13 protein-coding genes are annotated in these 13,350 nt (G+C 70.2%); 6 read left to right on the top strand and 7 right to left on the bottom strand.

Annotated features, from left to right (window positions below):
- Positions 1 to 234: 234 nt before the first annotated feature.
- The 3 genes from AB8810_RS03040 (at position 235) to AB8810_RS03030 (ending at position 2,840) form a co-directional block, all read left to right on the top strand.
- The gene (locus AB8810_RS03040) at positions 235 to 966 is read left to right on the top strand and encodes a L,D-transpeptidase (RefSeq protein ID WP_369915521.1); all 732 of its coding nucleotides are present in this window, start codon (positions 235 to 237) and stop codon (positions 964 to 966) included.
- Positions 963 to 2,255, top strand: coding sequence for an APC family permease (locus AB8810_RS03035; protein ID WP_179567828.1), 1,293 nt, complete (start codon positions 963 to 965; stop codon positions 2,253 to 2,255). The genes AB8810_RS03040 and AB8810_RS03035 overlap by 4 nt, the downstream gene beginning before the upstream one ends.
- Before the next feature lie 87 nt (positions 2,256 to 2,342).
- A complete protein-coding gene (locus tag AB8810_RS03030; protein WP_179567830.1) occupies positions 2,343 to 2,840 on the top strand; it encodes a hypothetical protein in 498 nt (165 codons plus the stop codon).
- A 40-nt stretch (positions 2,841 to 2,880) separates the two neighbouring features.
- Here the strand turns inward: AB8810_RS03030 and AB8810_RS03025 are convergent, their stop codons facing one another.
- The gene (locus AB8810_RS03025; RefSeq protein WP_369915520.1) at positions 2,881 to 3,393 is read right to left on the bottom strand and encodes a hypothetical protein; all 513 of its coding nucleotides are present in this window, start codon (positions 3,391 to 3,393) and stop codon (positions 2,881 to 2,883) included.
- A 191-nt stretch (positions 3,394 to 3,584) separates the two neighbouring features.
- On the opposite strand from AB8810_RS03025, the gene AB8810_RS03020 reads away from it, so the two are divergent.
- Positions 3,585 to 3,890, top strand: a complete 306-nt coding sequence (locus AB8810_RS03020) for a hypothetical protein (protein ID WP_179567834.1) — start codon at positions 3,585 to 3,587, stop codon at positions 3,888 to 3,890.
- 357 nt (positions 3,891 to 4,247) lie between these two features.
- Here the strand turns inward: AB8810_RS03020 and AB8810_RS03015 are convergent, their stop codons facing one another.
- From AB8810_RS03015 to tsaD, 6 genes are all read right to left on the bottom strand, one after another.
- Complete coding sequence (locus AB8810_RS03015) at positions 4,248 to 5,393, bottom strand: PQQ-dependent sugar dehydrogenase (RefSeq protein WP_369915519.1); 1,146 nt, start codon at positions 5,391 to 5,393, stop codon at positions 4,248 to 4,250.
- 196 nt (positions 5,394 to 5,589) lie between these two features.
- The gene (locus tag AB8810_RS03010; RefSeq protein WP_369915518.1) at positions 5,590 to 7,767 is read right to left on the bottom strand and encodes a glycoside hydrolase family 3 N-terminal domain-containing protein; all 2,178 of its coding nucleotides are present in this window, start codon (positions 7,765 to 7,767) and stop codon (positions 5,590 to 5,592) included.
- A 353-nt stretch (positions 7,768 to 8,120) separates the two neighbouring features.
- A complete protein-coding gene (locus tag AB8810_RS03005) occupies positions 8,121 to 9,062 on the bottom strand; it encodes an alpha-E domain-containing protein (protein WP_179567840.1) in 942 nt (313 codons plus the stop codon).
- Positions 9,062 to 10,510, bottom strand: coding sequence for a circularly permuted type 2 ATP-grasp protein (locus AB8810_RS03000; protein WP_369915517.1), 1,449 nt, complete (start codon positions 10,508 to 10,510; stop codon positions 9,062 to 9,064). The genes AB8810_RS03005 and AB8810_RS03000 overlap by 1 nt, the downstream gene beginning before the upstream one ends.
- Before the next feature lie 117 nt (positions 10,511 to 10,627).
- Positions 10,628 to 10,987, bottom strand: a complete 360-nt coding sequence (gene folB, locus AB8810_RS02995; RefSeq protein WP_179567844.1) for a dihydroneopterin aldolase — start codon at positions 10,985 to 10,987, stop codon at positions 10,628 to 10,630.
- 95 nt (positions 10,988 to 11,082) lie between these two features.
- Positions 11,083 to 12,162, bottom strand: coding sequence for a tRNA (adenosine(37)-N6)-threonylcarbamoyltransferase complex transferase subunit TsaD (gene tsaD, locus AB8810_RS02990; protein WP_179567846.1), 1,080 nt, complete (start codon positions 12,160 to 12,162; stop codon positions 11,083 to 11,085).
- Between the two features lie 121 nt (positions 12,163 to 12,283).
- Here tsaD and rpsU point away from each other — a divergent pair, with 121 nt between their 5' ends.
- Entirely contained in the window at positions 12,284 to 12,499 is a 216-nt protein-coding gene (rpsU, locus tag AB8810_RS02985) for a 30S ribosomal protein S21 (RefSeq protein ID WP_003465342.1), read from the top strand.
- A gap of 288 nt (positions 12,500 to 12,787) precedes the next feature.
- Complete coding sequence (locus AB8810_RS02980) at positions 12,788 to 13,234, top strand: GatB/YqeY domain-containing protein (protein ID WP_191826935.1); 447 nt, start codon at positions 12,788 to 12,790, stop codon at positions 13,232 to 13,234.
- The last annotated feature ends 116 nt before the right edge of the window (positions 13,235 to 13,350 follow it).

The following is a 13,350-nucleotide window of genomic DNA, read 5'->3' as shown; positions in this document are numbered from 1 at the left end:
TTGTACCGTGCAGCATTGCCGCATCTGCTCGACTTCGCGGTCGGGCCGACGCGCCAAACCCACCCCGACCGCAGGCGACAGCCGGCGGTGAACCCGCAGCGGGCCCAGCACCCGCACGATGCCCGATCGCGACCGGAGATGCGCATGCCGAAATTCCCATGGTGGTCCGCCCTGACGCAGACCGGCCGCGTCCGCCGCAGCTGTCTGGCGGCCATGGCAGTGCTGTGCACCGCCATGAGCGGCACGTGCCTGGCCGCCACCGGCGACACCATGCCGCCGGCACTGCAGCAGGCGCGCCAGCTGGTGCTGGTCGTGGCACCGGACTGGGACAGCCCGCGCGGGCAACTGCAGGCGTTCGAACGCACGGCGCAGGGCTGGCGCGCGCACGGCCAGCGCTTCGATGTCGCACTCGGCCGCAACGGCAGCGCCTGGGGGCTGGGCCTGCACCCGGCGCAGACCGACGGCCCGCAGAAACGCGAAGGCGACGGCCGCAGCCCGGCCGGCATCTTCACCATCGGCGAGGCGTTCGGTTATGCGCAGCGCATCGACAGCGCGCTGCCGTACCAGCCGATGCAGCAGAGCAGCTATTGCATCGACGTGCCCGATTCGCCGCTGTACAACCGCATCGTCGACGCCGACCGGGTCGGCGCCGACGCGGTGGCCGGCTCGACCGAGCCGATGCGCCTGGACCTGCACCACGACGGCGATCGCCGCTACGAAGAAGGCTTCGTGATCGGCCACAACCCGCAGGCGCGGCCCGGCGCCGGCAGCTGCATCTTCGCCCACCTGTGGCGTGCCGCGGGCGAGGCCACCGCCGGCTGCACCGCGATGGAGCCGGCCGACATGCAGCGCCTGCTGGCCTGGCTGCGGCCGGATGCCGCGCCGTTGTTCGTGCTGCTGCCGCGCAACGACTACGCACGCCTGCGCGGCGCCTGGGCGCTGCCGGCCGTGGAGCCGGCACCATGAGCAACGCACCCGAACCGAGCCTGGTCCGCGCGGTCAGCCGCTGGCAGATCGTCGGCCTGTCGATCAACGACGTCATCGGCAGCGGCATCTATCTGCTGCCCGCCGCCACCGCCGCGCTGCTCGGACCGATGAGCCTGTGGGCGGTGCTGCTGGCCGGGCTGGCGGTGGGCTTGCTGGTGCTGTGCTACGCGCAGGCGGCCAGCTATTTCGACGAACCCGGCGGCAGCTACCTGTATGCGCGCGAGGCGTTCGGCCGCTTCGCCGGCTTCGAGATCGGCTGGATGATCTGGCTGACCCGGATCAGTTCCGCCGCCGCGCTCGGCAACGGCCTGGCCGATGCGGTGGTGCGCTTCTGGCCGGCCGCGGCCGGCGGCGGCGCGCGCCTGGCGATCGTGGTCGGCTCGCTCGGCCTGCTCACCGCGATCAACGTGATCGGGGTGAAATCGGCCGCGCGCACCGGCGTGGCGCTGGTGATCGGCAAGCTGGTGCCGCTGCTGCTGTTCGTGGCCATCGGCCTGTTCTACGTGGACTGGTCGTGGGCGTTCTCCGGCCAGGCGCCGGACCCGCGCGACTTCGGCAACATGGGCGAAGCGGCGCTGCTGTTGCTGTTCGCCTACGCCGGCTTCGAGAACATCCCCGCCGCCGCCGGCGAATACCGCAATCCGCGCCGCGACGTGCCGTTCGCGCTGATCACGATGATCGTCACCGTCACCTTGATCTATGCCGCGGTGCAGGTGGTCGCGCAGGGCACGCTGGCGAACGTGGCGCAGTCGGCGACGCCGTTGGCCGACGCCGCCAGCGGCTTCGGCGGCGAAGCGCTGGCGCTGATCCTCACCGTCGGCGCCACCATCTCCATCCTCGGCACCACCAGCAACACGGTGATGCTGGGGCCGCGCTTCCTGTTCGCGCTGGCGCAGGACGGTTACGGCCCGGCGTTCCTGGCACGGGTGCATCCGCGCTTCCGCACGCCCGCCGCGGCGATCCTGCTGCAGGGCGTGCTGTCGCTGGCGCTGGCGCTGTCCGGCTCGTTCGTGCAGTTGGCGCTGCTGTCGATGGTCACCCGCCTGTTCGCCTACATCGGTACGGCCGCCGCGGTGCTGGTGCTGGCACGGCGCTACCGCGACCGGCCGGGTGCGCTGCACCTGCCGGGCGGCCCGCTGATCCCGGTCGCCGCGTTGCTGCTGGCGTTGGCGTTGCTGCTCAGCGCCAGCTGGCAGAACCTGGCCGCGGCCGGCGTGGCGCTGCTGGTCGGCGCGCTGTTCTACCGCTTCCCGCGCAAGGCGCCGTAGCGCCTTCACGCGGCCTTGCGCCGCTGTCACGTGCGGGTAACCGCATCGCTTCGACTCTGGGCGCCAGCCTTAGCGATGGAGTCCGCGATGAAACTACGCCGTGTCTACAGCGCCCCCGATCTGGCCACCGCCACCCGTGCCCTGCAAGCGGCACGCGGCGCCGGCATCGACAACGACGACCTGTCGTTGATCGCCCGCAGCGACATCGAACTGGACGCGATCCCCGACGAGCGCAAGGACGTCAAGACCGACGCCTTGCCCGCGGCCGCACGCGGCGCGTTGGGCGGCGGCGCGGCCGGCCTGCTCGCTGGACTCGCGGCGATCGCGGTGCCGCCGCTGGGCATCACCCTGGCCGGCGCGGGGGTGATGGCCATCGCCGGCGCACTGGTCGGCAGCTGGTCCTCGGCCCTGGTCGGCGCCACCGTGCCGGATCCGGTGCGGCGCAACTTCGAAGAGGAAATCGAGGCCGGCCGCATCCTGGTGGTGATCGAGGGCGAAGCGTCGCAACTCGATGCCGCCGATGCGGCACTGCGTGGCGCCGGCACGATCGCGCTGCCCTACCAGTCCGCCGCTGCCGCGCAATGACGCGGCCCTGCGCGTTGCAGGCGGCGCAGGCTTCGCGCCGCTAGGAGGCTTGCGCCGGCGCCAGCGCGCGCATGCGCAGCAGCAAGCCGCCGGTGTGCACCAACGAATACGCGATCAGCGCCGCGGCGATCGCCAAGGTCAGCGGGCTGGCGTTCTGCAGCGACTGCGCGCTACCGCCGGAAAACGCACCGCTGGCCCAACGCCACGCCAGGCGTCCGATCAGCAGCACGCTGAGTCCGGCGCCGATCCAGGGATTGGGCGTGTAATAGCGCCGGCCCTCGATCACGTCGATGCGGGTGTGGTGCAAGGCGAAGGCCCCCAGCGCCGCGCCCGCCAGGACCCCCAGCGCCATGCCGAGGCGGACCGGCGGCACTACCGCCGCCAGGTAGGTCAGCCCTGCCGCCGCCAGCGCCAGCAGCAGCATCCGCGCCACGGTCCGCCGCGGCTGCCATGGCTGGCGGCCGAAATAGCGGCGGATGCGCCGGTAGTACAACCAGCCGATGCCGGCGGTGGCCAGGTACGGGGTGAGCAAGGCGATACCGGTGGCGGCCATGGAATCCTGCGACGGGGGACGAGCGGCGTTGCCGGATCGTAATCCATCCGTGGCCCGTGGCGTAGCCGGCGCCGGCGCGGCGGCGGCAATCGACCGCCGCGCCGTGCTTCATGCCTCGATCACGCGATGCTGGAATCGCATTAACGGCGCCGTCGCTAACGTCGGACACCCCATTCGCACAGGAGACAACGATGAGCGTTCCTTATCAGATCCCCGGTCGCGCGCCCAACGACGACGATCGCAGCCTGGTGTCGCAATACTGGCGCGAGCGTTTCGCCGAGGAGCCTTACTACAGCGACGGCGAACGCTTCGAGGACTACGAGCCGGCCTACCACGCCGGACACGAGGCGCGCGTACGCAACTTCAATCTGGCCTACGAACAGGTCGAGGCCGAACTGCACCGCAACTGGGACAGCACCAAGGGCTCGCAGACCCTGAGCTGGAGCAAGGCCCGCCATGCGGTGCGCCGTGCCTGGGAGCGGGCGGGTCAGGACTGAGGGTGATCGCGGCTGGAAGGGCTACCGGTGCGGTCGCTTCGGTGGGTCTTTCCGAGTCGCCGCGCGGTTATCGACGTGGCGCGGATTCGGGTTTGCGCGATGTCGGATGAGCTTGCGCGTTTCGGCGAGCGTCTCAGGCGGACGGTTTTGGTCGCGGCTGAAGCCGCTCCTACACGAAGCGGCCTAACAATGCGCGGCCCACCTTGTAGGAGCGGCTTCAGCCGCGACCGGCGCAATTGAGCGACCGATATGGCCGCAACGCAGACCATTTCCCACGCATAGCGGCCACATCCCGCCACCAGTCGCCACGCCGCTCTCAGCGGCGCGGCAACGCATCACCCGTCGGCTCGGGTGGCGTCAGCTCTCCACCGGCTGCAGCTGCAGCAAACGTCCGCCGCTACCGTCTTCCAGCAGCCACAGCGCGCCATCCGGGCCCTGTTCCACTTCGCGGATGCGCCTGCCCATGTCGTAGCGCGCCGCTTCGCGCGCGTTCTCGCCGTTGAATTCGATCCGTACCAGCGACTGCGAGGACAGCCCGCCGATGAAGCCGTTGCCGCGCCACTGCGGGAAGCTGCTGCCGCTGTAGATCACGAAACCGGCCGGCGAGATCACCGGCGTCCAGCTGACCTTGGGCGCGGCGAATTCCGGGCGCGTGGAATGGTCGGGGATCGGCCGGCCGTCGTAGTGGTCGCCGTTGGAGACGATCGGATAACCGTAGTTGGCGCCACGCTGGATCAGGTTCAGTTCGTCGCCGCCGGCCGGGCCCATCTCGTGTTCCCACAGCTGGCCGTTGGCGTCGAAGGCCAGGCCGAGCACGTTGCGGTGGCCGAGCGACCACACCTGCGCGGCGACGCCGCCGCGGCGCGCGAACGGATTGTCGGCCGGCACGCTGCCGTCGTCGTTGAGGCGCACGATCTTGCCCAGGTTGCCGCTCATGTCCTGCGCCGGATCGAACTTCTGCCGCTCGCTGGAACTGATCCACAGCTTGCCGTCGGGCCCGAACGCCAGGCGGTGGCCGTAATGGCCGTTGCCGGACACCTTGGGCTGCTGGCGCCAGATCACCTTCAGCTGCGACAGTGCGCCGCCGCCATTGCCGTCCAGGGTCAGCTTGGCGCGCGCCACCGCGCCACCGCGCGTGTCGCCGCTGCCGGCCTCGGCATAACTCAGGTACACCCAGCCATTCTGGGCAAAGCCCGGATGCGCCAGCACATCGCCGAAACCGCCCTGGCCGCCATAGGCGACCGCGGGCACGCCGCTGACCGTGCCGGTCCGGCCGCTGGCCGGATCGAAACGCTTGAGCGTGCCGCGCTTCTCGCTGATCAATGCACTGCCGTCTGGCAGGAAGCTCATCGCCCACGGTTCGTTGAAGGTGGCGAACGGCGTCGCCGAGAACGGCCAGTCGCCGCGCCGTTCGGCGCTCTTGGCGGGCGGCGCCGCATTTGCCGCGGACACGACCAGACTCATCGCCAATGCACAGGCCAAACCCAGGGGAGAACGTTGCATGACGCGCACCTATCGAATGGGGTCGAAGGCCGAACCTAGCAAAGCAGGTGTGGACGGCAAGCATGCAATGGCCAAGCCGTGGCCGCGGTCACGCGCGGCGTTCGCGCGGCGTAGACAGCGGCCTGCGCGCGACGCAACGGCGGGCAAGGGAGACGTGCGCGCAGACGACCGTGACGCGGCCGCCTGCGCGCAGCTGTCAGGCCTGCGGCAGCAGTTCGAAACCGACCGGCTCGCCGCTGGCCGACGACGCGCAGACCCACAGGTCGAACAGCCCCGGCTCGGCCTCGAACCGGCCGTCGCGGCCGCTGAAGGCCAGGGCGCGGCGATCCAGGGTGAACACCACGTCCATGCCCTGCCCCGGCGCCAGCCGCACCTTGCGGAAGCCCTTCAGTTCGCGCACCGGGCGCACCCGGCTGGCGACGCGGTCGTGCACGTACAGCTGCACCACTTCCTCGCCGTCGCGCTCGCCGACGTTGTCGATGCGGGTGGTCACGGTCAGCGTGTCGTCCCAGCCCAACTGCACGCGATCCAGTTGCGGCGCGCCGTAGGCGAAGCGGGTGTAGCCGATGCCGTGGCCGAACGGATACAGCGGCGCGTTCGGGATCTCGCGCCAGCGCGCCTTGAACTCGCTCATCGTCGGCAGTTCCGGCCGGCCGGTGCGCGCGTGGTTGTAGAAGTACGGCTGCTGGCCCGGATCGAGCGGGAAGCTGACCGGCAATCGCGCCGAGGGGTTGTAGTCGCCGAACAGCACGTCGGCCACCGCCGGGCCGGTCTGCGTGCCCAGGTACCAGGTCACCGCGATCGCCGCCGCGTCGCGCACCGCGCCCTGCAGCGCCAGCGCGCGGCCGTTGCGCAGCAACACCACCAGCGGCGTGCCGGTGGCGGCGACGGCTTCGGCCAGCGCCTGCTGCGCCGGCGGCAACACGATCTGTGTGCGCGACTGCGCCTCGCCGCTGTAGCGCTGCGGCTCGCCCAGCGCCAGCACCACCACGTCGGCGGCGCGCGCGGCGGCCACCGCCGCGTCGATGCCGCCGTCCAGCGGCGCTTCCAGCTCGCAGCCCGGCACCACGCTCAGCGCATCGGCGTCGTCCAGCGCCGCGCGTACGCCGGCTTCCAGGGTCACGTAGCGGGTCTTGTCGCCGAACAGGGTCCAGCAGCCCTCGATGTTCTCGCGGTCCTGCACGAACGGCCCGATCAGCGCGATCTTCTGTCCACGCTTGCGCAGCGGCAGCACGTCGCCGTCGTTCTTCAGCAGCACGATCGAGCGCCGCGCCGCCTCGCGCGACAGCGCATCGTGCGCGGCGATGTGCGACTGGTCGGCCTCGCGCTGCGGGTCAAGCGAACGGTACGGATCGTCGAACAGGCCGATGGTTTCCTTCAGCGTCAGCACCCGCCGCACCGCTTCGTCCAGCGCGGCCATCGGCACTTCGCCATCCTCTACCAGCGACGGCAGGTGCGCGGCGTAGAAACCGCTCTGCATGCTCATGTCCATGCCGGCGAGGAACGCCTTCTTGGTCGCGTCGCGCTCGTCGGCCGCATAGCCGTGCGCGATCAGTTCCATGTCGGCGGTGTAGTCGGAGATCACCACGCCGGGGAACTTCCATTCGCCGCGCAGGATCTCGGTCAGCAGTTCGTGGTTGGCGCTGGCCGGCACGCCGTTGATGTCGTTGAACGAGGTCATCACGCTCAGCGCGCCGGCACCGAACGCGGCCTGGAACGGCGGCAGGTGCACGTCGCGCAGGGTCTGCGGGGCGATGTCCACGCTGTTGTATTCCATGCCCGCGGCGACCGCGCCGTAGGCGGCGAAGTGCTTGGGCGTGGCCAGCAGCGCGTCGTGCGCGCGCAGGTCCGGGCCCTGGAAGCCGCGCACGCGGGCGGCGGCGAACGCGCAGCCCAGCACCACGTCCTCGCCGGCGCCCTCGGCGCCGCGGCCCCAGCGCTGGTCGCGGGCGATGTCCACCGCCGGCGCATAGGTCCAGTGGATGCCGGCGGCGGTGGCCTCGACCGCGGTGGCGCGCGCGGTGCGCTCGGCCAGCTCCGGCTCGAAGCTGGCGGCCTCGCCCAGCGGGATCGGGAACACGGTGCGCATGCCGTGGATCACGTCCGCGGCCAGGATCACCGGAATGCCCAGGCGGCTCTCTTCCAGCGCCGTGCGCTGGATCCGCCGCCCCAGTTCGGCGCCCACGCCGTTGAACAGCGAGCCGACCAGGCCGGCGCGCACCTGCTGCAGCACCTCGTCGGCATTGCTGACGTTCGCTTCCGGATTCACGTCCGGCGCGAACGGGCGCACCATGTCGGCGAAGACGCCGAGCTGGCCGACCTTCTCTTCGACGGTCATGCGGGCGATGAGCGATTCGATACGATCCGAAGCCATGGGGTCCTTTGAGAAAACGTTTACATAGCCGTCAATTCTAGCTCTCCGGCCAGACGAAAGAGCAAATCCCGGCGCCGGATCCGCCTATTCAGGGAACTGTCTACCGTCGCCCGCCGCTGGCGCCCAACGCCGCCATACGCCCCCGCATCCCGCTGCCGAACCGTTTGCGCCGCGCGCGTCGCACTCCGCACTGGCCGGCGCAGGTGTCTCGCGCCCAGCGGGCGCGGCTGCGATCGTAGCGGTCCTGCGCCCTGGGTCCATGCCGGATTGCGTCTCAACTGCCTTGCGACGCACTGGCCACACACCCCGGGTGGCAACGCGAGGCGACCGGCGCCGCGCCGGCCAGGCGCCGCTCACGAGCTGAAGTAGGCCTCGGCGATCGCGCTGTGCAGGTAGCCCAGGTGGGTCTGGATCTCGTCCATGAACTCGGCCGGATTGTGCCGCGCCAGATAGGACGGGTCGGCATTGCGCACCAGCCCGTTGATCCGCATCAGCGCGCGCTCCACGGTCGGCCGCGGCGGCATGGTCGGCAGGATGTGCTGGGCGCGGGTCAGGCAGAAATGCACGCTGCGCGGGAAATCGTTGTTCTGCAGCAGGAAGCGCAGCGCATGCTCGCCGGTGACGCGCTGGCGCACGTGGCGCCGGTACATCTGGTAGGCGGCCAGCGAGCGCAGCACGCTCATCCACTGCATGTTCTGGTAGGCCTCCAGATCGTCGGCCTTGCGCGGGGTGATCAGGCCCGAGGCGCCGGCGTCGATGATGCGCGTGGTCATGTCGGCCTGTTCGATCGCCGTGCCCAGGCGCAGGAACTGGAAGCCGATGTCGCGGCTGACGTTGGCGGTGAGCAGGCCGGAGACCTTCAGGCAGGCGTCGGTGACGTGGCCGAGGAATTCCATCCGGTAGCGGCGGCCGACGCTGCGCTCGCCGTTGGCGTCGATGTACAGGTGCAGGTCGTTGACCGCCTCCCACACTTCCTGCGGCAGCGTGTCGCGGATGCCGCGCAGCAGCTCGCGCGCCTGCCGCGCCGAACTGCGCAGCGAGGACGGATTGCGCTCGTCCAGCAGCAGGAAGCGCACCACGTCGGCGTCGCCGACGTCGTCGCCGGCGTTCGGGAACCAGACGTTGAAGATCTCGCCGGCGCCGACCGTGTCGATCATCGGCCGCCAGGCGAAACGCACCGAGCGCGGCAGGTCCAGCTGCAGCAGGCTGCCCACGCCGACCAGCCGCGCGGTGGTCTCGGCGCGGCGCACGTAGCGGCTGAACCAGTAGAGGTTGTCGGCGACCCGCGACAGCATCAGTCCATCTCCTCGTCCAGGTCCACCACCCAGGTGTCCTTGGCGCCGCCGCCCTGCGAGGAATTGACCACCAGCGAACCCTCTTCCATCGCCACCCGGGTCAGCCCGCCGGTAGTGACGTAGACGTCCTCGCGCGACAGGATGAACGGGCGCAGGTCCAGATGCCGCGCCGACGGGCCGACCTCGGTCACGATCGGCGCGGTGGACAGGCCCAGCGTCGGCTGCGCCATGTAGTTGCGCGGATCGGCCTGGATCAGCTTGCGGAACTCCTCGCGCTGGCGCTTGGTCGAGCGCGGCCCGATCAGCATGCCGTAGCCGCCGGATTCGTTGGCCGGCTTCACCACCAGCTGGTCGAGGTGCTCGAGCACGTACTTGCGGTCCTTGTCGTCGTGGCACAGGTAGCTGGGCACGTTGGGCAGGATCGGCTCTTCGTCCAGGTAGTAGCGGATCATCTTCGGCACGTAGGCGAACACCACCTTGTCGTCGGCCACGCCGGCGCCGGGCGCATTGGCCAGCGCCACCTTGCCGGCGCGCCAGCTGCGGATCAGCCCGGGCACGCCGAGCACCGAATCGGGGTGGAACACTTCCGGATCGATGAACAGGTCGTCGACCCGGCGATAGATCACGTCGACCCGGCGCGGCCCGTAGATGGTGCGCATGTAGGTGCAGTCGTCGTCGGCGACGAACAGGTCGTCGCCCTCGACCAGCTCGATGCCCATCGCCTGGGCCAGGTAGGCGTGCTCGAAATACGCGCTGTTGAAGATGCCCGGGGTCAGCAGCGCGATCACCGGCTGGTCGCCGGGGCGCGGCGACAGCGCGGCCAGGGTGTCGTACAGCTGCGCCGGATATTCGTCCACCGGCAGGATCGCGCTGGTCTCGAACAGTTCGGGAAACACGCGCTTGGCGACCATGCGGTTTTCCAGCATGTACGACACGCCGCTGGGAATGCGCAGGTTGTCTTCCAGCGCGTACAGCGTGCCGTCGGCATCGCGCACCAGGTCCGAGCCGCAGATATGCGCCCACACGCCCAGCGCCGGGGTGATGCCCACGCACTGCGGACGGAAGTTCACCGAATGCTCCAGCAGCATCGCCGGAAACACCTTGTCCTTGACGATGCGCTGCGCGCCGTAGACGTCGCCGATGAACAGGTTGAGCGCGCGCATGCGCTGCTTCAGCCCGGCCTCGGTGCGTTGCCACTCGCGCAGCGGGATCACCCGCGGGATCAGGTCGAACGGCAGCGTGCGATCGACGTTGCGGCCATCGGAATAGACGGTGAAGGTGATGCCCATGACCCGCGCGGCGACATCGGCGGCGAGCTGGCGCTCGGACAATTCGCGGCCGGACAGGCTGGACAGGTATTCGATGACCCGGCGGGCGGCGGGACGCGGCTGACCATCTGCCTGGATCAGCTCGTCGTAGGTGGCCGTGCGGTACTTGCTCCAGTCCATCGTGCCCCGTCGGTGTACGCCACCGGGCGCGATCGGCCGAGTGTTGCGTTGCACAGCAACATGCCCGGAACCGGAATGAGCGTCAAGCGGCTGCGCCGATGCCGCGCCGGCGCGCGCTCAGCCGGCGTCGCGGCTGCGCTCGATGATCACGCCCACCGCCTGCGCGCCGCGCACCGCCCCCGGCTTGCTCAGCTTCAGCCGCAGCCAGCGCACCTCGAACTCGTCCAGCACCGCGGCCGCACAGCGCTCGGCCAGCGTCTCCACCAGGCCGTAGTCGGACTGCTCGACCAGCTCCACCAGGCGTTTGCTGACCGCCTTGTAGTTGAGCGTATCGGCGATGTCGTCGCTGGCCGCCGGCACCCGGTTGTCGAAGCCCATCTCCAGATCGAAGCGCAAGGTCTGCCGGATCCGCCGCTCCCAATCGTAGATGCCGATCAGCGCGTCGATCTCTAGACCTTCGATGAAAACTTTATCCATTGGGGGCCGGGATTGGGGATTGGGGATTGGGGAATGGTAAGAGCAAAGGCAAAAGCAGAGGCGAAAGCACAGACAGGAGCCGCACGGAGCCGCTTCTACGAATCCCCATTCCCCACTCCCGAATCCCGCGCTGCCGCCAACGGCGGCAGCGAAGCCATGTCCCACCGCGGCGTCACCCGCACCGCCGCGTCGCTGGACTGGCCGGCCTGCAGGCGCAGCGCGCCGGCGAAGGCGATCATCGCGCCGTTGTCGGTGCACAGCGCCGGGCGCGGGAAACAGGCGCGGCCGCCGCGCGCCTGCGCCATCGCCTGCAGCTTGGCGCGCAGGCGCACATTGGCACCGACGCCGCCGGCGACCACGATCGTGTCGCTGCCGGCGGCCTGCAGCGCGCGCTCGCACTTGATCGCCAGCGTGTCCACCACCGCGTCCTCGAAGCCGCGGGCGATGTCGGCGCGGGTGCTCTCGCTCTGGTCGCTGCCGCGCCAGGCCAGCAGCACCTGGGTCTTGAGTCCGGAAAAACTGAAATCCAGCCCGGGCCGGTCGGTCATCGGCCGCGCGAAGCGGAACCGGCCCGGCGTGCCCTGCGCGGCCAGCGCGGCCAGCTGCGGGCCGCCCGGGTACGGCAGGCCCATCATCTTGGCGGTCTTGTCGAAGGCCTCGCCGGCGGCGTCGTCCAGGGTCTCGCCGAGCAGCCGGTACCGGCCGATCGCCTCCACCGCGATCAGCTGGGTATGCCCGCCGGACACCAGCAACGCCACGAACGGCGGTGCCGGCACGCCGTGCACCGGGTCCGGGTCCTCCATCAGCGGCGCCAGCAGGTGGCCTTCCATATGGTGGACGCCGATCGCCGGCACCTCCAGCGCCCAGGCCAGCGCGCGGGCGACGCCGGCGCCGACCAGCAAGGCGCCGACCAGGCCAGGGCCGGCCGTATAGGCGACCCCGTCGATGTCGCGCACCTGCAGCCCGGCCTCGGCCAGGGTCTGGCGGATCAGCGGCAGCAGCTTGCGCACATGGTCGCGGCTGGCCAGTTCCGGCACCACGCCGCCGTATTCGGCGTGCAGCGCGATCTGGCTGTACAGCCCGTGCGCGCGCAGCGCGGCCGCGCCGGACAGGGCGGTGTCGTAGACGGCGACGCCGGTTTCGTCGCAGCTGGATTCGATGCCGAGGACTCTCATGGCTGCCATTGTGGGGCCGAATCGGCGGCAGGCAAACGTCCCGCTTGCAGCCAGGAAATCAGTCGCTATAATGTGCGGCTCGCCGGGCGTGACCCGGTCACCATTGTGTCCCGGAGATTCCATGCCCAGCGTCAAAGTCCGCGAGAACGAGCCCTTCGAGTTTGCGCTCCGTCGCTTCAAGCGCACCTGCGAAAAGGCCGGCGTGCTGGCCGAAACCCGCAAGCGCGAGTTCTACGAAAAGCCGACCCAGGAACGCAAGCGCAAGGCCGCAGCCGCGGTGAAGCGTCAGCTGCGCCGTACGTCTCGCGACGTCACCAAGCGCCAGCGTCTGTACTGAGGATCGCGGTTTGCGGTAGCGGGTTGTGCCGGTTTCGGCATCCGCTACGGTAAGCCCACGAAGCCGGCACGCGCAAGCGTCGCCGGCTTTTTGTGTGGCCGCGGGTCAGGCCCGGCCAGCCCGCGTCGCGGCGCACCGCCCTCTCCGCATCCGCATCCGCATCGCGCCGGCGCACCCGCCACCATCCCCTGCGCACCGCCTCGGCGCGTGACCGCCTGCGCCCTGTCCGGACCGATGCGGCGCAGCGCCTAGAATGTCCCCCCTTCTTCCCTTTCCCTGGAGCCCCTCATGACCCTCAAGCAGCAGCTCACCGACGACATGAAGGCCGCGATGAAGGCCCGCGACGCGCACAGCCTGGGCGTGATCCGGCTGATCAACGCCGCGATCAAGCAGAAGGAAGTGGACGAGCGCAAGGACGTGGACGACGCCGCGGTGCTGGCGCTGATGGACAAGATGGTCAAGCAGCGCAAGGACTCGGTGAGCCAGTACGCCGCGGCCGGGCGCGAGGACCTGGCGTCGATCGAGCGCGAGGAGATCGTGGTGATCGAGCGCTACCTGCCGGCCAAGCTCGGCGAGGCGGAGATCGTCGCCGCGATCCAGGCCGCGATCGCGCAGACCGGCGCCAGCAGCGCGGCCGACATGGGCAAGCTGATGGCCGTGCTGAAGCCGGCGCTGGCCGGCAAGGCCGACATGAGCCTGGTCTCGGTGCTGGTCAAGCAGCAACTGGCCGGCTGATCGCGCAGGCGGGCTTCACCCGCCTTTCGGCGCCGGGCTGCTACAACCCCCGCGAGCCTGCGACACCTTCCACGCGCATCCGCGGGCCCGGCATCACCTGCCGCGCCCGCTGCAAG

Source organism: Xanthomonas sp. NCPPB 3005 (genome assembly GCF_041228095.2).
In the GTDB taxonomy this organism is placed as follows: domain Bacteria; phylum Pseudomonadota; class Gammaproteobacteria; order Xanthomonadales; family Xanthomonadaceae; genus Xanthomonas_A; species Xanthomonas_A bonasiae.
Note: the sequence above shows the minus strand (reverse complement) of the source record. Positions and strands in the feature narration are given on the sequence as shown.

Coding starts and splice junctions, on each gene's coding strand:
- AB8810_RS03040 (WP_369915521.1), top strand. CDS start 235: ATGAGCGGCACGTGCCTGGCCGCCACCGGCGACACCATGCCGCCGGCA.
- AB8810_RS03035 (WP_179567828.1), top strand. CDS start 963: ATGAGCAACGCACCCGAACCGAGCCTGGTCCGCGCGGTCAGCCGCTGG.
- AB8810_RS03030 (WP_179567830.1), top strand. CDS start 2,343: ATGAAACTACGCCGTGTCTACAGCGCCCCCGATCTGGCCACCGCCACC.
- AB8810_RS03025 (WP_369915520.1), bottom strand. CDS start 3,393: ATGGCCGCCACCGGTATCGCCTTGCTCACCCCGTACCTGGCCACCGCC.
- AB8810_RS03020 (WP_179567834.1), top strand. CDS start 3,585: ATGAGCGTTCCTTATCAGATCCCCGGTCGCGCGCCCAACGACGACGAT.
- AB8810_RS03015 (WP_369915519.1), bottom strand. CDS start 5,393: ATGCAACGTTCTCCCCTGGGTTTGGCCTGTGCATTGGCGATGAGTCTG.
- AB8810_RS03010 (WP_369915518.1), bottom strand. CDS start 7,767: ATGGCTTCGGATCGTATCGAATCGCTCATCGCCCGCATGACCGTCGAA.
- AB8810_RS03005 (WP_179567840.1), bottom strand. CDS start 9,062: ATGCTGTCGCGGGTCGCCGACAACCTCTACTGGTTCAGCCGCTACGTG.
- AB8810_RS03000 (WP_369915517.1), bottom strand. CDS start 10,510: ATGGACTGGAGCAAGTACCGCACGGCCACCTACGACGAGCTGATCCAG.
- folB (WP_179567844.1), bottom strand. CDS start 10,987: ATGGATAAAGTTTTCATCGAAGGTCTAGAGATCGACGCGCTGATCGGC.
- tsaD (WP_179567846.1), bottom strand. CDS start 12,162: ATGAGAGTCCTCGGCATCGAATCCAGCTGCGACGAAACCGGCGTCGCC.
- rpsU (WP_003465342.1), top strand. CDS start 12,284: ATGCCCAGCGTCAAAGTCCGCGAGAACGAGCCCTTCGAGTTTGCGCTC.
- AB8810_RS02980 (WP_191826935.1), top strand. CDS start 12,788: ATGACCCTCAAGCAGCAGCTCACCGACGACATGAAGGCCGCGATGAAG.